The sequence below is a fragment of the Acidovorax sp. GW821-FHT10E03 genome, assembly GCF_059415205.1.
This window is the reverse complement of record NZ_JBWKMU010000001.1, coordinates 263,023-281,484: the sequence shown is the minus strand read 5'-3', so window position 1 is coordinate 281,484 and position 18,462 is coordinate 263,023. Positions and strand designations below refer to the sequence as shown.

At 66.2% G+C, this 18,462-nt stretch carries 17 protein-coding genes; 2 read left to right on the top strand and 15 right to left on the bottom strand.

The window, feature by feature from the left end; genetic code table 11:
- Positions 1-227: 227 nt before the first annotated feature.
- Positions 228-1,703, bottom strand: coding sequence for a benzaldehyde dehydrogenase (locus AC07OD_RS01325; protein WP_494594713.1), 1,476 nt, complete (start codon positions 1,701-1,703; stop codon positions 228-230).
- 278 nt (positions 1,704-1,981) lie between these two features.
- On the opposite strand from AC07OD_RS01325, the gene AC07OD_RS01320 reads away from it, so the two are divergent.
- Positions 1,982-3,907, top strand: coding sequence for a sigma 54-interacting transcriptional regulator (locus AC07OD_RS01320; protein ID WP_369642125.1), 1,926 nt, complete (start codon positions 1,982-1,984; stop codon positions 3,905-3,907).
- Positions 3,908-4,002: 95 nt separating this feature from the next.
- Here AC07OD_RS01320 and AC07OD_RS01315 read toward each other — a convergent pair whose 3' ends face one another.
- The 3 genes from AC07OD_RS01315 to AC07OD_RS01305 all read right to left on the bottom strand — a co-directional run bounded on the left by AC07OD_RS01315 (position 4,003) and on the right by AC07OD_RS01305 (position 6,189).
- Positions 4,003-4,713, bottom strand: coding sequence for a hypothetical protein (locus AC07OD_RS01315; RefSeq protein WP_494594711.1), 711 nt, complete (start codon positions 4,711-4,713; stop codon positions 4,003-4,005).
- Positions 4,714-4,723: 10 nt separating this feature from the next.
- Positions 4,724-5,581, bottom strand: a complete 858-nt coding sequence (locus AC07OD_RS01310) for an NAD(P)/FAD-dependent oxidoreductase (RefSeq protein ID WP_494594709.1) — start codon at positions 5,579-5,581, stop codon at positions 4,724-4,726.
- An 86-nt stretch (positions 5,582-5,667) separates the two neighbouring features.
- On the bottom strand, positions 5,668-6,189 hold the full coding sequence (locus AC07OD_RS01305; RefSeq protein WP_494595118.1) for a lipocalin family protein: 522 nt from the start codon (positions 6,187-6,189) through the stop codon (positions 5,668-5,670).
- Positions 6,190-6,346: 157 nt separating this feature from the next.
- Here AC07OD_RS01305 and AC07OD_RS01300 point away from each other — a divergent pair, with 157 nt between their 5' ends.
- Entirely contained in the window at positions 6,347-6,601 is a 255-nt protein-coding gene (locus AC07OD_RS01300) for a glutaredoxin family protein (protein WP_218294064.1), read from the top strand.
- Positions 6,602-6,610: 9 nt separating this feature from the next.
- Here AC07OD_RS01300 and AC07OD_RS01295 read toward each other — a convergent pair whose 3' ends face one another.
- From AC07OD_RS01295 to AC07OD_RS01245, 11 genes are all read right to left on the bottom strand, one after another.
- Entirely contained in the window at positions 6,611-7,009 is a 399-nt protein-coding gene (locus AC07OD_RS01295; RefSeq protein WP_494594707.1) for a DM13 domain-containing protein, read from the bottom strand.
- Between the two features lie 152 nt (positions 7,010-7,161).
- Positions 7,162-8,028 carry an alpha/beta fold hydrolase gene (locus AC07OD_RS01290; protein ID WP_494594705.1) on the bottom strand — a complete coding sequence of 289 codons (867 nt, stop codon included), beginning with the start codon at positions 8,026-8,028 and terminating at the stop codon, positions 7,162-7,164.
- 46 nt (positions 8,029-8,074) lie between these two features.
- Positions 8,075-9,241 carry an ABC transporter substrate-binding protein gene (locus AC07OD_RS01285; protein ID WP_494594703.1) on the bottom strand — a complete coding sequence of 389 codons (1,167 nt, stop codon included), beginning with the start codon at positions 9,239-9,241 and terminating at the stop codon, positions 8,075-8,077.
- A 100-nt stretch (positions 9,242-9,341) separates the two neighbouring features.
- Positions 9,342-11,471: a D-(-)-3-hydroxybutyrate oligomer hydrolase gene (locus tag AC07OD_RS01280; protein WP_370627836.1), complete on the bottom strand. Its 2,130-nt coding sequence runs from the start codon at positions 11,469-11,471 to the stop codon at positions 9,342-9,344.
- 100 nt (positions 11,472-11,571) lie between these two features.
- Positions 11,572-12,645 carry a branched-chain amino acid ABC transporter permease gene (locus AC07OD_RS01275; RefSeq protein WP_218294059.1) on the bottom strand — a complete coding sequence of 358 codons (1,074 nt, stop codon included), beginning with the start codon at positions 12,643-12,645 and terminating at the stop codon, positions 11,572-11,574.
- Positions 12,646-12,661: 16 nt separating this feature from the next.
- On the bottom strand, positions 12,662-13,648 hold the full coding sequence (locus AC07OD_RS01270; protein WP_218294058.1) for a branched-chain amino acid ABC transporter permease: 987 nt from the start codon (positions 13,646-13,648) through the stop codon (positions 12,662-12,664).
- Entirely contained in the window at positions 13,645-13,767 is a 123-nt protein-coding gene (locus AC07OD_RS01265; protein ID WP_494594700.1) for a hypothetical protein, read from the bottom strand. The genes AC07OD_RS01270 and AC07OD_RS01265 overlap by 4 nt, the downstream gene beginning before the upstream one ends.
- Complete coding sequence (locus AC07OD_RS01260; RefSeq protein WP_494594698.1) at positions 13,764-14,507, bottom strand: ABC transporter ATP-binding protein; 744 nt, start codon at positions 14,505-14,507, stop codon at positions 13,764-13,766. The genes AC07OD_RS01265 and AC07OD_RS01260 overlap by 4 nt, the downstream gene beginning before the upstream one ends.
- Positions 14,504-15,277: an ABC transporter ATP-binding protein gene (locus tag AC07OD_RS01255; RefSeq protein WP_218340752.1), complete on the bottom strand. Its 774-nt coding sequence runs from the start codon at positions 15,275-15,277 to the stop codon at positions 14,504-14,506. Before AC07OD_RS01255 ends, AC07OD_RS01260 begins: the two co-directional genes overlap by 4 nt.
- Positions 15,278-15,545: 268 nt before the next feature.
- Positions 15,546-17,018: an extracellular catalytic domain type 2 short-chain-length polyhydroxyalkanoate depolymerase gene (locus AC07OD_RS01250; RefSeq protein WP_494594696.1), complete on the bottom strand. Its 1,473-nt coding sequence runs from the start codon at positions 17,016-17,018 to the stop codon at positions 15,546-15,548.
- A gap of 175 nt (positions 17,019-17,193) precedes the next feature.
- Positions 17,194-18,387 (bottom strand): substrate-binding domain-containing protein, encoded by a 1,194-nt coding sequence (locus AC07OD_RS01245; protein WP_218294054.1) that lies wholly within the window; start codon positions 18,385-18,387, stop codon positions 17,194-17,196.
- Between the last annotated feature and the right edge of the window lie 75 nt (positions 18,388-18,462).

Sequence of the window (18,462 nt, the reverse complement as noted above, 5' to 3'; positions counted from 1 at the left end):
AAGTTGTCTCCTTAATTTGTGTCGATGGGAGCCCTTGTCCGTGGAGACCTGGGCTATTCGCGTGCTCTGGCCCTAAGACATGCAGCCAACCTCGGCAACTGGCGCAGCCCAGGCGAGGGCCGCCGCGCAAGGGCCGCCCCGCCGCGCTGGCGGCGTCTCCCTTCCCGCATCGCGCAGCGATTCGAGAGAAGGGGGAAGGCGCGCAGCGCCTCAGGGGGTTGTCGCTGCTAGAACGGGAATGCGGGCGGCGCGTCTTTGACCGTGATCCACTGCCACTGCGTGTACTCATCGATGTCTGCAGGCCCACCCACGCTGCCCCCGTTGCCACCCACACCGGGGCCGCCAAAGGGATTGGTGCACTCATCGTTCACCGTCTGGTCATTGATGTGGACCATGCCCGCACGCAGCCGCTGGCCGATGGCCATCGCGCGGCCCACGCTGGGGCTGATGACGGCCGCAGCCAGGCCGCCCTGGCTCGTGTTGGCCAGTTGCACGGCCTCGTCGTCGGTACGGAAGGTGACGACGTTGGCCACCGGGCCGAAGGGCTCTTCGTCAAACGAACGGACGCCGGGCTTGACGCCCGAGAGCACCGTGGGCTTGTAGCAAAGGCCCTCGTAGGTGCCCCCCGCTTCGAGCTTTGCGCCCTGGGCCACGCTGTCCTTGATCACCTTGTCGAAGCGCTGCAGCTGCTTGGCGTCGATCATCGGGCCCAGGGCCACCTGGCCGCTGGCGCCATCGCCCACGGGCAGGTGCGTGGCCTTGCCCACCATGCGCTGCAGGATGGCTTCAGCAATCGACTCGTGCACCAGGATGCGGTTCGATGCCATGCAGATCTGCCCCTGGTGGAACCACGCGCCAAACGCGGCGGCGCTGGCCGCAGCATCGGGGTCGGCGTCTTCCAGAATGATGAGGTTGTTGGCGCCGCCCAGCTCCAGCGACACCTTCTTCAGGTGCTGCCCCGCCAGCGCGCCGATGCGGCGGCCCACGGCGGGTGAGCCGGTGAAGGCGATCATGGGCACGCGCTCGTCCACCACCAGCGCCTCGCCCGCCTCGGCGTCGCCGGGCACCACCTGCAGCAAGCCCTTGGGCAGACCGGCTTCTTCAAACACGCGGGCCATGATGAAACCGCCGCTCACCGGCGTGCGGGTGTCGGGCTTGAGCACCACCGCGTTGCCCAACGCCAGCGCCGGGGCCACCGAGCGCAATCCCAGGATGAGCGGGAAGTTGAACGGCGAGATCACGCCCACCACGCCGTGCGGCACGCGCCGGGCGATGGACAGGCGGCCGGGCGTGCTGGGCAGCACCTGGCCCTGTGCCTGCATGGGCAGGGCTGCGGCCAGGTGGCAAAGCGTGATGGCCTCGCGCACCTCGTGCTGGCCCTTGGGCACGATGCCGCCGGTTTCGCGGGCGACTGCCATGGCCAGCTCGTCAAAGTGCAGCTCAAAAATACTGGCTGCACGATGGAACACCGCCGCACGCTCGCGCGGCCCCGTGGCAGCCCATGCAGCCTGCGCTTGCTGCGCCCGGCCAATGGCGGCCTGCATCTCTGCCGCACTGGCAATGCCCACACGGCTGAGCACCTGGCCCGTAGCAGGCTCGACCGCGTCACGCGCTGTGCTCAGCGAAGTTTCCCACGCACCGTCAAAGGCCTTGCCCGCCCACAGGCGGTTGTCCAGCAGGCCTGGTTTTTCTGAAACACCCATTGCATTGCTCCTTGGTTGAAATCAAAACCCACCGCATTGCCGCGGCGGTGTGACCTCAAATTGCAACGGGCGTACCAGCCCCACGCGCCCCAACGCCGTTGAACACGCTCGACGGGGCTTTTTTGAGAGGGGACGCTACGGACTTTCCCTAGGCTGAAAGACGGCTGGCATGGGGGACTTTTTGCCACCAAATAGTTACCATTCATAAACAAATGGCCGCTTGCCAATTGCTCAAATGATCACTTTCTGATCCATTTTTGATGACTGCCGGAGAACCCATGTCCCGACGCCGTGTCTCCCTGGCCGATCTGAATCGCAGCACAGCCACCAGCCAGGCCGGGGGTTTGCTTGCCCCGACCGAGCCCTGTGCCCTGGGCGGGTTCGACACCGTCGGCGTGAGCCAGCACACCCACCCCACGGTGGCCGACATCAGCGAATGCCTGTTCTTCTCGCCCGGCGACGGGCGCATCTGGCTGCAAGACCAGCGCATGATCCTGCTGCACTCCGAGGCCCTGGGATCGCTGCGGCGCGAGCTGATCGACAGCATCGGCCTGGACAAGGCACGCGGCCTGCTCACCCGCGCGGGCTATGTGAGCGGCGCGCGCGACGCCCGCCTGGTGCGCCAGCAATGGCCGAATGCCGAACCCACGGCGGCGGCCATTGCGGGCACCCGCCTGCATGCGCTGGAGGGCGTGGTGCAGGTGGAAGTGGTGCACGCCCGCTACGACGCGGACAGGGGCGCGTACGAAGGCGAATTCCTGTGGCACAACTCCAGCGAGGACGACGAGCACATTGCCGCCTATGGCGTGGGCGGATCGCCCGCGTGCTGGATGCAGGTGGGCTACGCCACGGGCTATGTGAGCACCTTGTTCGGCCACATGATCGTTTTTCGCGAGGTGGACTGCCGCTCGTCCGGCGCCGCGCACTGCCGCGTGGTCGGCAAGTCGGCCCACCTGTGGGAAGACCCCGAGCAGGATTTGTTCTACCTGAACGCCCAGGACTTTGTGGGCACCCCGCCCGCATCGCTGCCCCCCTCGATGCCAGAAGGGGCGCAGGGCAAGGCGCGCACCACCTACCTGGGCGTGCCACCGGGCAAAACCTCCGCGCCCCCCGCAGGCACCGCCGCCGAGCCCACGGCCCAAGCCACCATGGTGGGCGCCTCCTCCGCCTTCAACGCCGCCTGCCACATGCTGCAGCGCGTGGCGCCCACCGCCGCCACCGTGTTGTTCACCGGCGAATCGGGCGTGGGCAAAGAGATGTTTGCCAGCATGCTGCACCGCATCAGCCCGCGCAAAGACCAGCCCTTTGTGGCTATCAACTGCGCGGCCATCCCCGACACGCTGGTGGAAAGCGAACTGTTTGGCGTGGAGCGTGGCGCCTACACCGGCGCAGGCACATCGCGCCCCGGGCGCTTTGAGCGCGCGCACGGCGGCACCCTCTTCCTCGACGAAATCGGCACGCTCAGCTTGGTGGCCCAGGGCAAGCTGCTGCGCGCTCTGCAAGAGGGCGAAGTAGAGCGCGTGGGCGGCACCCGCACCGTGCGCGTGGACGTGCGCCTGGTGGCCGCCACCAACGTGGACCTGCGCCAGGCCGTGCGCGAAGGCACTTTCCGCGAAGATTTGTTCTACCGCCTCAACGTATTCCCTATCCACCTGCCCCCGCTGCGCGACCGGCGCGACGACATCCCTTTGCTGATGAGCCACTTCCTTGCGCACTACCAACGCAAGCACCAGCGCCAGGTACCCGGCTTCAGCCAGGCAGCGGTGAAGGCGATGTTTCACTACCCGTTTCCCGGCAACATCCGCGAGCTGCAGAACCTGATCGAGCGCAGTGTGATTTTGGCCACCGATGGCGAGCCGATCGAGCCGCACCATTTGTTTGCCGGGGGCGAACAGCCGAGCTCGGACGTGATGTCGCTGCACCTGAATCCGAACAGCACGGGCACGCTGCATGCGACGGGGCAGCCGCAACGCGGAGTTGCCGCGGGCGCCGTTGCCCCGCAAAACCCAGCACCCCCACAGCCAACATCCAGCTGGAACCCGACACCCACCGCCACGCCAACGGTCGCGCCGCTGCATCAGGCCGAAGAACAATTGCTGCGGCAGGCGCTGCACAGCGCGGGAGGCAATGTGGCGTCGGCGGCAAGGCTGCTGGGGATCAGCCGGGCGACGATGGCTTATCGGGTGAAGAAGTTTGGGATTTGAGGAAGGAACAATGCGAGCGGCTTGCAACGGTTGCGGTCACCCAAGCAGGTCACTTGGAAGACTGGTTCGGGCCCATGTCCGACATTCGACAACCTTCATGTGAACCAGTCATAAAACACCTCGATCTGGCTTGTAGCGACCAAAGCTTGGAGCGGAAAGACCCGCCAAGGAGTTGCGACCTCCATGTCATTGAGGCGAACTAACAATTGATCTCGTACAGCCGGCTTCACCTCCTGCCGCCAGTTCAGTACCTGGCCCCAGGTTGAACTCCCGTTCAAGTGCAAAGGAAACCGTGCGGTCTGAACTGAAGCGCTATAGGCCGTTGGAAAGAGCCGCCTGTATGCCTGCAGGTTGTAGAGCCAGGAAACGCCGCGCACGGTTGTAACGCTGGGCTCAGTGCGCTGAACATGCGAAATCAGATCTTGCAGGTCGGCCCTCCTCGCACTGAAATTCTCAATAGCCAGCGGACTGGAATTGATTCCATCCGGCGCAACAAAGTGGATGCGCAAGGTACCGCATGCATCGGGCGGATCGTAAGAGAAACAGCCGAACGACCGTGTGACTTCGACGTAGGAAAGAGATCGTTGGAACCCGGCACATAAAGCGACTTGCTCGGCATGGTCATCGACCGCGCTTTTTACCCTGTCCAGAAAGAGATCCCACCTACTCGCGCCAGTGTCCCCCCACAGATTCAGCCTGCGTCGCAAGTTGGTACAGCGGTCAATGGCGACGTCGAACGGCACTGCTGCTTTCACCGCGTAGCACTTGGCAAATTTCAATTGAAGGGAGAAATAGTCCTCAAGCATGGATATGACGTTAGCACCGTCTTGCTAACTTCCGTTGCCGTGTGGCAGAGACTGCAGGGAGGTGAACGGCATTGCGGGGGGCTGTGCGTGAGACATGGCGCGGTCCTGCGGTGGGAGTGGCGTTGGGTGATGGGTAGGGAGGGCTATAGCGCATCCAGCCGCGTGCGCAGGTCAGCGGCATGGTCGCGCAGCGCATCGAGTTGCGGACCCTGCATTTTGGAGTTGCCTGTACACCATGCCCAGCCGGAAGCTCTGGCTCAACGTGGCATCGGCCGGGCTTGCTGCTGTCGCACGCCACCCAGCGCAGCGGGCCGGTGTTGATGAAGGCGCCCTCCCACGGCATGGCCACGGGGGCAGCGTAGCGCAGCATCACGGCCCAGCTGCCACGCATGCGCGCGCTGGCGGCCACGGCAGCGCCAGCGGGCGCTACGGGGGGGCGAGCAACGGTACGGCCTGCGGGGCAGGCACCGCCAACATCACAGCGTCGTAACGCTCGTGGAGTGGGCCGTGCTCTGCGGAGGTGATGGTCCAGCCGCTGTACGGTGGTTTGCCACTGCGCCTGCGCACGGTCGCCCAGGCTCTGCACCAGCCACGCGGCGGGCGACGTCATGCGCGGTGTACCCACAAACCGCTCCAGCGGAGTGTGCGGCATGGTCCATATGCTGCCGTCAAAACTGGCCAGGCGGGCATCCCACACTGCGGCCACGCCCGCCCGCTGCCAGTGGGCCACCTCCGCACGAAAGGCGGGATCGCGGGCGGTGACATATTGCGCGCCGTGGTCGCACTGGCAGGCACCGTGCTCGTCTTCAGCGCGACGGGTGCTCATGCGGCCGGAAGGCCCACGGCTTTTGTCAAACACATGCACCATGTGGCCTGCCTGCAGCAGCGCCTGCGCACACGACAGACCTGTCAGGCCTGCGCTAATGACGGCAATGGTTTGTGGCGCAGGGAGTTTCATGATTTTGGGTCGGTGCGTCCGTGGGTCACCCAGATCAGCGCCTGGGTGTCGATGCCCAGGACGTTGGCACGGGCGATGAGCTGCTCGCGCACGGCGGGGGCCAGTTGTTTGGTGCGCGACAAGATCCAGCAGTAGCTGAGGTCGGGCCCCGCCACCAGCGCCCATTGGTAGTCCGCATCCAGCGCGGCCACGTGGTAGCTGCCGTAGAACGGACCAAAGAACGACACCTTGAGCGACGCGGTGTTCGCATCGCCGGTGAACTTCGCCTTGCCTTCCGCCTGGCGCCAGCCATTCTTGCCGGTGTCAAAGCCCCGGTTGAGCACACGCACGCTGTCGTCCCCCTGACGCTGGTAGGTGGCGCTCACGTCCGTCATGCCGCGTTCAAACGAATGGTCGAGCCGGGCGACTTCGTACCAGCAGCCTTCGTAGCGGGCCAGGTCGAACGGGGTGAAGGGTGTGATGCCGGGGGGTGGGCTGGCGGATGAGCAGCCAGTGAGGGCCAACACCATGGCAACCATCACCAGCAACACGGACCGGTGGGCTCAGGGGAACAATCGGGGCATAAATTACCAATCAGTCGCAAAACAAACCAAATGGCAACTCGAAGGGATTTCCGTGCGGTGTCGGATGGCCTCTGGCACGTCTGGCCCATACCGTGCCCCGTAAACTTGCACCATGGCTCTTCAAATCACTGTGTATTCCAAGTCCGCCTGCCCGCAATGCGAGTCGGCCAAGATGCTCCTCAAGTCGCGCTCGCTGCCGTATGAGGAAATCAAGATCGATGACGAGGCCGAGCGCCTGGCCTTTTATGCCAAGTGCGGGCCCTCAGTGCGGCAGATGCCGCAGATCTTTATCAATGACCAGCGCGTAGGTGGACTGGCCGGGTTGCAGGCAGCGTTGGCGCAAATCGCCCCGCAGAGCCCAGCTTAACGGCCTGAACTACCGGTACTGCGCGGCGGTGATGAACTCGCTGAAGGTCTCACACCACACGATCACGGTGTTGAACTTCGTAAGGTCCACGCCCTGCGGCACCGGGACGATGAAGTTGTTGAACGTCTTCACATCCCCCACGCGCAGCATCTGGGGCTTGAGGCGCTTGAATTCGGCCTCGGTCTCGACAAACTCGGGCGACAGGTAGAGCTTGTAGTCCGGCCCCGGGGCCAGCTTGCCCAGCAGGCTGACGGCCTGCGGGCCGAGGGACACGGCGCCCTCGCCCCAGTGCAGGGCGTCGCTGTCTTTCAGGTCACGGCGGAAGGTGGCCGTCCATGGGGCGGTGGGCAGGCTGGATTGGATCTCCTGCTGCGTGGGCGCATCCGGCGCTATCAAGATCGGCAGCACATACACACCCAGCGCAAACCCTCAAAGCCAGGGCAAGCAGGTGCGAGGCGATGAGCAGCAGGGGTTTCATGGCGAGGGGTTGCGTGGTGTGGGCCCAATGTACCGCGCAGCGCCCTCGCCTTCAACGCTGCGCGACTCCCCGCTCCATCCGTTCAGGATGCGCGTGCCAGAAACCCGTCTACCAGCGCGTAATGCGCCGGCACATTGAGCGCGGGTGCATGGCCGCAGCCGGGCACCTCCACCACCTGCGCCAGCCCGCGCGCGCCGGGGCCCCGCGTGAGCATCTCGGCGGTGGTCTCGCGCAGCACCAGGTCGGATCCCGCACCGCGCAGGCACAGCACGGGGATCTCCAGCGCGTCGTAGTGGTCCCAGATCAGATAGTCGTTGGTGTGGTGCGTGAACTGCTGCACCATGGCCGGGTCGTAGTGCGGCGTCACGCGGCCGTCGGGCAGGCGCCGGGTCGAGGTCTCGGTCAGGCGACTCCACTGCGCATCGCTGAGCCAGCCGTAGGGCTGGTACACCTGCCGGAAGAAGGCTTCCAACTCCATCACGGTGTCAAACGAGGGCGGGTGGCCCGCATAGGCCTTGATGCGCTCGAGCGCGGCATCCGCCAGGCGGGGCGCGTTGTCGTTGAGCAGCAGGCTGGCGATGCGCTCCTTGAGCTGCGGCTGGAACAGGCCCGATGCGCACACCGTGCCGATCGCCCCACCCATCGACGTGCCCACCCAGTGCGCCTTCTCGATGCCCAGCTGGTCGAACAGGCCGGCCGCGATGCGCGCGTAGAACGACAGGCGGTACTCGTCCTGCGGTGCCCGCGCCCACTGGCTCAGGCCCCGGCCGATGGTGTCGGGGCAGATCACGCGGTAGCGCGGGGCGAGGTGCGCGGCGAGTTCGTCCATGTCGCGCCCGGTGCGCGCCAGGCCGTGCCATGCCACCACCACGGGGGCATCGCGCGCGCCCCACTCCATGTAGTGGATTTCATAGCCGGCGCAGGTGGCGTAGCGCGAGATGGGGGACATGGTGGCAACCTTTGGGAACAACAGATGGAAAACAGGTGGCGGCCGGCTACTTCATGAGGCGGCCATTGCTGCCAATGACGGTGACCTCGACATAGCGCGAGCCGATGCGGTTGGTGGGCGAATAGCCCAGCGTGATGCCGCCCAGGTCATAGCTCTGCATCGACTCCAGCGCCTTGACGACCTTGGTGCGCGTGGGCAGGGGCCCGGCGCGGCGCAGGGCTTCGACCAGTACCTTGGCGCCCAGGAACTGCTCGAAGCTGGTGTAGTTGACCTCGGCATCGGGTGCGTATTTCTTGAGCAGCGACTGGTACTCGCGCACCACCGGCAGCTGAGGCCGGTAGGGGTACGGCACCACCTGGCTGATGCCCAGGCCGTGGGCGTTTTTCAGGCCCGCCAGCTTGACCAGTTCGGTCGGGTCCACCACGGAGATGTTGTACAGCTGCGCGCCGCCGCCCTGCTCGCGGTAGCGCTGGATGAACGCGGCCGCGGGCTTGTTGACGGCGATCATGATGACGGCATGCACGTCGGCCGCCTTGATGGCCTTCACGGCATCGTCCACCTTGTCGGTGTTGCGTTCATAGCCGGCCGCCACCACGAGCTTGAGGTTGCGCTTGGCCAGCGCCGCCTCCACGCCCGCCAGGCCCGCCTTGCCAAAACCGTCGTCCTGGTACATCACGGCCACGCGGTTCATGCCCAGCGTGGTGAGCTGCTGGACCATGTGTTCAGTCTCGTCCGCATACCCGGCGCGCACATGGAAGATCCACGGGTTGAAAGGGTTGCGCAGGGATTCGCCCCCCGTGTAGGGCGCCACCAGCGCGGCGCCGCCCTGCTCCAGCACGCCGTCGGCCAGCAGCTGGGTGATGTTGGCCGTGCCCGCGAAACCGTACAGCGCCACCACCTCGGGCCTGGCCAGCATCTCGCGGGTCAGCTTCACGGTGTCGTCCACCTTGTAGGCATCGTCCACCACCGCCTGGCGGATGGAGGCGCCATGCACGCCGCCCTGGGCGTTGATCCAGTCGAAGTAGATCTTGCCGCCCAGCACCATCTGCGCGCCGGTGCTGGCCAGCACGCCCGACAAGGGCGCCACCTGACCCAACACGATCTCGGCGGCACGCGCGGGCGCGGTGCCGCCAGCGGCACCAAGGGCCAGCACAACGGGTACCGCCAGCGCCGACGCCATGCGGCGGCCCCAGGTCTTCATCACAGCGTTCATACATCCATCCTTTGCGCCAGAAACACATGGCCCCGGCGCCACGCCCACCGCGGGCGCGGCACACGGGGTGATTCCCTCTTTCGCCAGCCGGGGGCCCGCGTCAGTCGGGGATGGAGATGGCGCCTGCCGCAATGGCAATGGCATTGGCCGCAGCGGGCACGGTGGCCAGTGGCGGCACATTGGCGGCGGTGATGGCCGGCGCGCTGCCGGGTGTGCCGCCCCGGGGCACGGTGCGCACCACCTGGCTGGCGGGCAAGGCCTTGCCATTGGCCAGGTGCTCGTACACGGCATCGAGCGCGTGGTTCAGGTACACGTGCAGCGGTACGTAGCGCGTGTCGTAGCCCGGCAGCACCGTGGGCAGGCCGATGAAGCTGTCGAAATGCTGGGCGTTGGCCACTTCCACATAGCTGAGCCGGCTGGCTGCGCCCTCGATCTTCTTGTTCAACGCGGCATAGGGGCGCGAGGTGTGGCTCACGGGCAGCAGCGCATCGGCCCGGCCGTGCACGATGACGGCGGGCTTGCCCCGCAGGTTGCCGTTGCGGCGGGTTTCATCCACGCCGGCCTGCAGCTTCCTGGCCGCTGCGTCGGTGCCGGTGACCAGGTTGCGCAGGCACAGCGCGCCCGCCGTGTTCCAGTCGGCCACGCCCGCGTCCGAGAACGACAGGAAGTCGCGCGCCGGGCCCAGCTTGCCCAGGTTGTTCACGAGGTTGATGCCACCGGAAGGCGGCACGCCGTTGCCGGTGGCGAACATGCCCGGCAACGCTGCGGCCGCCAGGGGCACCACCGCGCCCGTGGTCGCCGTGGCCGCGTAGCTGAAGCCGCACAGGTGGTCCTTCACGCTGCTGCGCGACAGGCTGTTGGCAAAGGTCACCGCCACGGCCGGGGCCACTTCGAACGCGGCCAGCGAGGCATGCAGGTCGTTCGACTCGGGCTCCCAGCCATAGGCGCGCAGCTTTTGCAGCGCCTCTTCGGCCTGCGCTGCGGTGGTGGAGGCCGACAGCAGCCCCGCCGTCTTGAGCGCCGCGCAGCGGTTGGGCGCGATGGGCAGCGCCGCGCTGGCAAACCCGGCCGCGAACGCCGCGGCGAAGGGGCTGGCGCTGACCGACGGCGCCAGCGATGCACAGGCCTGGTACAGGTTGGCGTAGGTGGTGAAGTCCACCAGCGTCTTGCCCGTGACCGCCACCTCGGTGCTGCCACGGCGCACCGTGACGCCAGGGTTGGCGGGCAGCTCCAGCGCGGGCTCGGACACGGCCACGCCGCTGATCAGGCCCTGCGTGTCCTGCTCGGCGGCGGCGATCGCCGCGCCGCCACCGTTGGAAATGCTGGACGCAATCACGATGGTGTTGCGGGGCGTGAGCGTCTTCAGGCGCTGGCCGGCCGCGTTGGTCTCGCCGTGGCGCTGGTTGAGGACGTAGTAGCCGAACTCCACCGCCTGCAGCGTCGTGGTGCCCCAGTCCTTCTCGGCGTTCTGGCCTGAATGGGCATGCTTGAAGGCGAAGCGGTCGGGGGTGGCCTTGTTGAAGGCCGCGAGCTCCGATGCCGTGAGCCCGGCATTGAAGGCCGCATCCTTGCCCGCCGCGGTGGCGGTGGTCCGGGTGCCGTCGATGAGCGGCACGGTGTCGTTCTGCAGGTCGTGCGGCGCACCGCCCGTGCCCTTGTCCGAATACGCTACGGCGCAGCCGCGCTTGAGGCCCCACTCGCCCGTGGAGATGCCGCCATACACGCCGCGCGAGCCCGACGTGGTCGCGGTGATCATGCAGGGCTTCCTGGGATCGAAGCTGGCAGGCACCTGCACCATCAGGGTGACGTTCTTGCGGCCCGTGCCGTCGTCGGCGAACGCGATGTACTCGGTGCCCGCCACCTTGCCCTCGCCCGCCGTGACCTTGCCCTGCGCGTCCACGTTGGGGCCGTACAGCAGGCCGTAGCCGCCCGCGGCGGTCATGTCGAGCATGGCGCGGTAGTTGGTGTGGATGGCCGTGCGGCGCAACTCGGCGGCGGTGGGCTTGAGCGGGTCGGCATAGGCGGGCGGCAGCGCCGCCGCCATGCCGGTGGCGCCGAGGCCCGCGGTCAACAGGTCGTTGCTGCTGCCGTCATAGGCAGTCTCGGCAATGGCGCCCAGGTATGCGGGCTTTGCATTGAGGGGGACGTGCTCGCCATCCCCACCGCCACAGGCGGCGAGAACGGCGGCTGCCACCGCGGCGGGAACGAACGGACGAAACCCTGTCTTCATGCTCATCATGTGCTTGTCTCCTGGTATTTTTCTTCGCGTTGCTTCTTGCACAGCTGACCCACGCCCCTTCCGCACCAGCCCGCGTGCGGGAAGGGGCCGCCTACCCCGCCTTGCGCGCAGCTGCCGCGCGCAGGCGCCCCACCACACCGGTAGGGAAGTAATACACCGACAGAACGAACAGCACGCCCAGCCACAGCAGCCAGCGGTCCGGCGAGAGCAGCGCAGACAGCCAGGGCAGGCCCGAGGTGGCCTCGTGCCCCAGGCGCAGCAGGTCCTGCAGGTAGCTTTGCGCCACCAGGAAGAGCACGGCGCCGATGGCCGATCCGTAGATGGTGCCCATGCCGCCGATCACCACGATGAGCAGGCAGTCCATCATGATTTCGAAGCTGAGCGAGGTGTCGGGTCCGTTGTAGCGCAGCCAGAGCGCGAGCATCGCGCCCGCCATGGTGGCGAACAGCGCCGACAGCACGCTCGACGTGGTGCGGTACACCACCACGCGGTAGCCGATGGCCTCGGCGCGGAACTCGTTCTCGCGGATGGCCTGCAGCACGCGGCCGAACGGTGAATTGACGATGCGCAGCAGCGCCAGCACCAGCGCCAGCGCCGCGACGAACAGCAGGTAGTAGCAGATCAGGCGGCCGTCGATGGCCACGCCCAGGAAGGGCTCTTCAAAGGGCTCGAAACTGGGCGACAGGATCTCGGGCACCTTGAAGGTCAGGCCGTCTTCGCCGCCGGTGATGTCCGACAGCTGCGAGGCCAGCGTCTGGAACGCCGCGGCAACGGCCAGCGTGATCATCGCGAAGAAGATGGCGCGCACGCGCAGCGAGAACAAGCCCACTGCCAGCGACAGCAGCAGCGACAGCAGCAGCGCGCCGCCAATGCCCACGCCCAGCGCCGTCCAGGTCGGCCCCAGGCGGGTGGTGGCCACCGCGATGCCGTAGGCCCCGATGCCGAAGAACATGGTGTGCGCGAAGCTCACGATGCCGGTGTAGCCCAGCAGCAGATCGAAGCTGGCCACCAGCACCACGAAGATCAGCACCTTGGCTGCCACCGACAGCGCCTTGACGCCCGGGAACAGGAAGGGTGCAAACGCCAGCCCGATGAGGATGGCCACCAGGATCACCGCGAGCACCTTGCTGCGCGGGTAGTCGTTGGAAAGAAGTCGGTTCAGCATGTCTTGGGACTCCTCTTCAACGGTTCGCGACCGGGTACACACCCTGCGGGCGCCACAGCAGAATGGCCACCATCAGCGCGATGTTGGAGAACAGCGCCACCTTGGGCACCAGGAAGCCGGTGTAGTTGGCCATGAGCCCCACCAGCAGCGCGCCGATGAGGGCGCCGCCCGTGGACCCGAGGCCGCCGATGATGATCACGATGAAGATCAGCACGTTGACCTGCGCGCCCATCTGCGGCACCACGTTCTGCTGGTACAGGCCCCACATCACGCCACCCAGGCCCGCCAGGGCCGAACCCACGACGAACACGCCGATGAACAGGCGGCGGATGCGGTAGCCCAGGCTCTCGACCATCTCGCGGTCCTGCACGCCGGCGCGGATGAGCAGGCCGACCTTGGTGCGCGACAGCGTCCAGGCCAGCACGGCGAACACCAGCAGCCCCACGGCCACGGCCACCAGGCGGTATTTCTCGATGGCTGCATCGCCAATGAGCAGCGAGCCACGCATGCCCTCGGGCAGCGGCAGCGGGATCTGCGCGGGGCCCCAGATGACCTTGATGAGTTCTTCACCAATGATCATGCCGCCCATGGTGATGAGGATCTGCTTGAGGTGCTGGCCGTACACGGGCCGCACGATGAAACGCTCGAACGCCAGGCCCACCGCGCCCGCCACGGCCATGGCCACCAGCATGGCGGGCAGCACGGCCAGCAGGTTGCGCCACAGCTCGGCGCTTTGCGTCCAGTCGCCCATGGTGCCCAGCACGCTGGTGGCCACGAAGGCGCCCAGCGCGATGAACACGCCGTGGCCAAAGTTGAGCACGTCCATGAGGCCGAACACCAGCGTGAGGCCCGAGGCGATGATGAACACGATCATGCCCATGGCCAGCCCCGCCACCGTGAGCGTGAGCCAGGTGCTGGGCGAGCCGATGAAGGGCAGCACCAGCAGTGCCAGCGCGGGCACCAGGGCCAGGGGCTTCCAGTCGAAGTCGCGGGTAATGCTCATGCCCGGTCTCCTTGCGCGGCAAGCGCCACGCGCTTGAATGCTATATTTTTAATAGCTTTTGGCGCTTTGCCATCCAGCGCCAGCGGCCAAAATAGCTTGAAATTTTTTGTGAAATTCATAGTGCCAACCCCAGCAGCGACCGCTGCAGTGCCTCGTCCTGCGCCAGCGCGGCCATGCTGCCCGCATGCACCACCTGGCCGTTGTCCATCACGGCCACGGTGTCGCCGAGCCGCTTCGCGAAGTTGATGTTCTGCTCCACCAGCAGGATGGTCACGCCGCTCTTCTTGAGCTGGTCGAACGCATCGATCATGTTGTTGATGATGGCGGGGGCGAGGCCCTTGCTGGGCTCGTCCACGATGAGCAGGTCGCGCGGCTCGACGATGGCGCGGCTCACGGCCACCATCTGCTTTTGCCCGCCGCTGAGCTTGCCGGCCGGGTGGTTCCAGAATTTCTCCACGGCAGGGAAGAGCTTGAAGATCCATTCGAGCCGCGCCGTGTCCATCTGCGCTGCGTTCTTGGCGCCGCGCGCGGCCAGCAGCATGTTCTCCTTCACGGTCAGGTCCGCGAAGATGCCCATGTTCTCGGGCACGTAGGCGATGTTCATGCCCGCGATCTGCGGGGTGTTCAGCGCCGTGATGTCCTTGCCCCCGAAGTGGACCGAGCCCTGGGACGCATGCCACAGGCCCATGATGGTGCGCAGCGTGGTCGTCTTGCCCGCGCCGTTGCGGCCCAGCAGCATGGTGAGCTGGCCCTTGGGCACGGCCAGGTCGACGCCGTGCAGGATGTGGTACGCGCCGATGTGGGTGTGCACGCCCTTGAGTTCGAGCAGGTTGCCCGTGTTGTTCGTGGTGGTGGTCATGCAGCCGCCTCCTTCGTCACGCCCAGGTAGGCCTCTTGCACCACGGGCGAGGCGATCACTTCTGCCGGCGGGCCGTCGGCCACCAGCGTGCCGTTGGTCAGCACGATGATGCGGTCGGCCAGCTCGCGCACCACGTCCATCTTGTGCTCCACCAGCAGGATGATCTTGGTCTTGTCTTTTTTCAGCTCGCGGATCAGGTTCAGGATCACGGGCGCCTCGTCGTGGCTCATGCCGGCCGTGGGCTCGTCGAACATGTAGACCTGCGGCTCCAGCGCCATGAGCAGCGCCACTTCGAGCTTGCGCTGGTCGCCGTGCGGCAGGCTGGCCACGGGGGTGTCGCGGCGCTCGTGCATGGCCACCGTGTGCAGGATGGCCTGCGCCCGTTCGGTCAGCGCGCGGTGGTCGCTCCAGATGCTCCACAGGTTCAGGCCCCGGCGGTGCTTGCCCTCCTGCGTGGCCTGCACGGCCAGGCGCACGTTCTCCAGCACGCTGAGGTTCGGGAACAGGTTGGTGAGCTGAAACGCCCGGCCCAGGCCCGCATGCGTGCGCGCCGAGACCGACTGGCCCGTGAGGTCCTGCCCGCCCAGCGTGACGCTGCCCGCCGTGGCGCGCAGTTGCCCCGAGATGAGGTTGAAGTACGTGGTCTTGCCCGCACCGTTGGGGCCCACGATGGCGGTCAGCGTGCCGGGCTCGAAGGAGCAGGTCACGGCGTTGACCGCCACGTGGCCGCCGAAGCGGATGGTCAAGTCCTTGGTGGCCAAGGTGCTCATGGGTGATGTTTCACTTTCACGGTCGTCGTCATTTCATTCAAAGAGGCCGGCAACCCAGCCCTGCGGCGGGATGCCAAGACCTGCACTGCGTTTTCATCGCCAAACAGTCTCCGCAACTGGCGCGGGCGAAACCAGCAACCGCCGCGCAAGGGCCGCCCAAACTGCAAAGCGGCGTTTCTCCTGCGTGCGCTGGCCCCCCCTTCCCGAATGGCGCAGCCATCCGAGAGAAGGGGGAAGACGCGAAGCGGCTCAGGGGGTTGTACATGCTTCAGCAGGTACCGATCACGTAGTACCCGGGGCTGGTCTGCTTGAGCGTGGTGGTCACGAACACGTTCCACCAGCCCATGCCCTGGTTGGAGCCCAGGGCATACGCGAAGCCCGCATAGGCGTACGCCCGGCCCGCGAGGGTGTGCGTATAGTTGCTGGCCGTGGTGCAGGTGCCCGTGCCGCCACCCGGCGCCGCCAGCGTGGTGCCGGATGCCGCCGCGGACACGGCGCCTTCGGCGCCGTTGGCATCGGCGGCACGCACGGTCCAGCTGTAGGTGGTGGAAGCGGCCAGGCCGGTGTCGCTGTAGTTCGTGGCGGTCACGGGCAGCGCGTTGACCTTGTTGGCGTTGCGGTACACGTTGTAGCTGGCAGCGCCCGAGACGGCGTTCCAGGCAATCGCCATGCCGCTGGCGGTGGCGCCCGAGGTGCTCACGCCCGTGGGGGCAGGCAGGTCCACCGGCGGGTTGGTGGTGCCGCCGCTGGAGACCCGGTCCACCATGGCCTTGATGGCCGCCATCTGCGGGCCGGACTTCTTGGCGTAGTTGGCGTTGTCGTAGCCCCACCAGTCAAAGCAGCTGTTGGTGGCGGCCGTGCTGGTCTGTGGGTACAGCATCACCATGTTGTTGGTGTCGGCCCAGCGGTTGTACCCCGTGTTGCGCACGTACTGCTGCTGCACATCGCTGATGTTCTGCTTGCAGCCATGCAGCACCACGTGCAGCTTGCAGGTGGCGCTGCCGCCCGCCTGGCAGGCCTGCGGCACATAGGCCCAGCCCGTGGCGGCCATGCCGTGGTTGGAGATGAATTCGCTCTGGTTGAACTCGATGAAGTTGCCGGTGGGCAGCGCCGCGTTGTTGCGTGCATTGAGCGGGCCGTACAGGTGCTGCAGCATGGCACCGGCCAGGTCGAAGTTGCAGTTGCTGATGTAGGGCGCGGCCTTGGTGGTGCAACCGTTGCCGTAGTCGTCGGTGACCATGGCGTGCTCGGCAGCGATGTCCTTCTTGTAGACCACGTTGGCGGCCGGCACGAAGCTGTTGTAGTAGGTGCGCAGGGCATCCATCACGCCGGTCTTGACCGCACTGTCGAGCGTGCCCGAGAACAGGTAGACCTTCGAGTTCTGCAGGTTGGCCACGGGGTCGATGGCGCCTTGGCTGGCCCAGGTGTTGGTGGTGCTGACCAGCGTGCTGGTGGGAATGCCCGCCGGGCTGGCCATGCAGCGCCCCGTGGCATTGACGACCGAGCCCTCGGCGCAATTGAACGGCCCGCCCGCGACCACGCCCACGCCCTTGGCAAACGTGGCCGAATACGCCACGTGCAGCTGCACGGCCATGAAGCCGCCAGCCGACAGGCCCGACACGGTGGTCTGCGTCTTGTCGATCTTGAGCGCGGGCAGGTTGACGGCGGCCATCGCGCCGCCCGCTGCGCACATTGAAATTACAGCCCCTGCTGCAGCCGCCCGGATGAAATTGAAAGCCATGTTGTCTTGTCTCCAAATAATTTTGAGAAAAACCGACCCTGCCCCCGTGTGATCCGGGGGTTCATGCATCAATTCACTGGAAAAAGAGGGGCGGCCGCCCCTGCGGGATGAACCCCGAAGGAGCAGGATGGTTGTCCTGTCCGTCGGGCCTCGCTAACGCATCGAAAAAACCGGCCTATCGCTTGTTGCGGATCGGCACGTTCATTTCTTCAGGCTTGATCTCGCGCACCAGCTCGGGCACGCCCCAGGCGAAGGCCGGGTCCACCTTGATCTTGAAGTGGTACATGCTCTGCATGGCCTGGTGGTCTTCCTTGCGGAAGGTCATCTTGCCCTTGGGGGTCTCGAAGCTCATGCCCTCCATGGTCTTGATGAGCTTGTTGGTGTTGGTGTCGCCGTTCGTGGCCTTGAGGGCGGTGACCAGCGCCATGGCGGAGCTGAAGCCGCCGGCGGTGAAGAAGTCCGGCGGGGTCTTGAACTCCTTGTAGTGCGCGGCCACCATGGCTTCGTTCACGGGGTTCTTGGGGATGCCGAAGTAGTAGTACGTGGCGCCTTCCATGCCAGGGAAGTTCTTGTACGCGGCCATGGCGGGCAGGATGTTGCCGCCCGTGGCGATCTCGATGTTGTAGCGCTTCAAGTCCATGTCGGCGATCTTGAAGGGGTTGCCCGCGCCGGCCCAGATGATGAAGATGACCTTGCGGCCGGGCACGTCCTTGAGCTTGTCGATCAGGCGCTGGGCACCGGCAGTGAAGTCGGTGGTGGTCGTGGGCAGGTACTCCTCGTGCACGAGCTTGGCGTTCTTGAGCGCGTCCTTGAAGGCCTTCACGCCGTCGCGGCCGAAGGCATAGTCCTGCGCCAGCGTGGCCACCGTGACGCCGGCCTTGTCGACGGCCACGGCGTTGGAGATGGCATCCTGGCTGCTGTTGCGGCCGGTGCGGAAGATGTACTTGTTCCACTTGTCGCCGGTGATGGCGTCGGCCACGGCGGGCTCCACCAGCAGGATCTTCTTGTATTCCTCGGCCACGGGCAGCAGCGCCAGGGCCACGCCCGAGGACGTGGGGCCGACGGCGATGTCGGCCTTGTCGTCCGAATAGGCCGAGGCCAGCAGGCTCTTGCCCAGGTCAGGCTTGCCCTGGTCGTCCTTTTCAATCACGACGAGCTTCTTGCCATTGACGGTCATGCTGCCGCCGGTGGCGTAGTTCAGGCCCATCAGCAGGCCGGTCTGGGTCTGCTTGCCATAGGCCTCCAGCGGGCCGGTCTTGCTGTAGATGTGGGCGATGCGGATTTCCCCGGCCTGGCCGAAAGCGGGGGTGGAAAGCGTGGCGGCGGTGACGGCAGCGGTGGCCAGGGCGACCAGGGTGCGACGATGCATGGCGATGTCTCCTTGTTGTGATACCTGAACATTGCACAGTTCATGCCAGCATGCAAGTTGTTGATTTGTATGAAA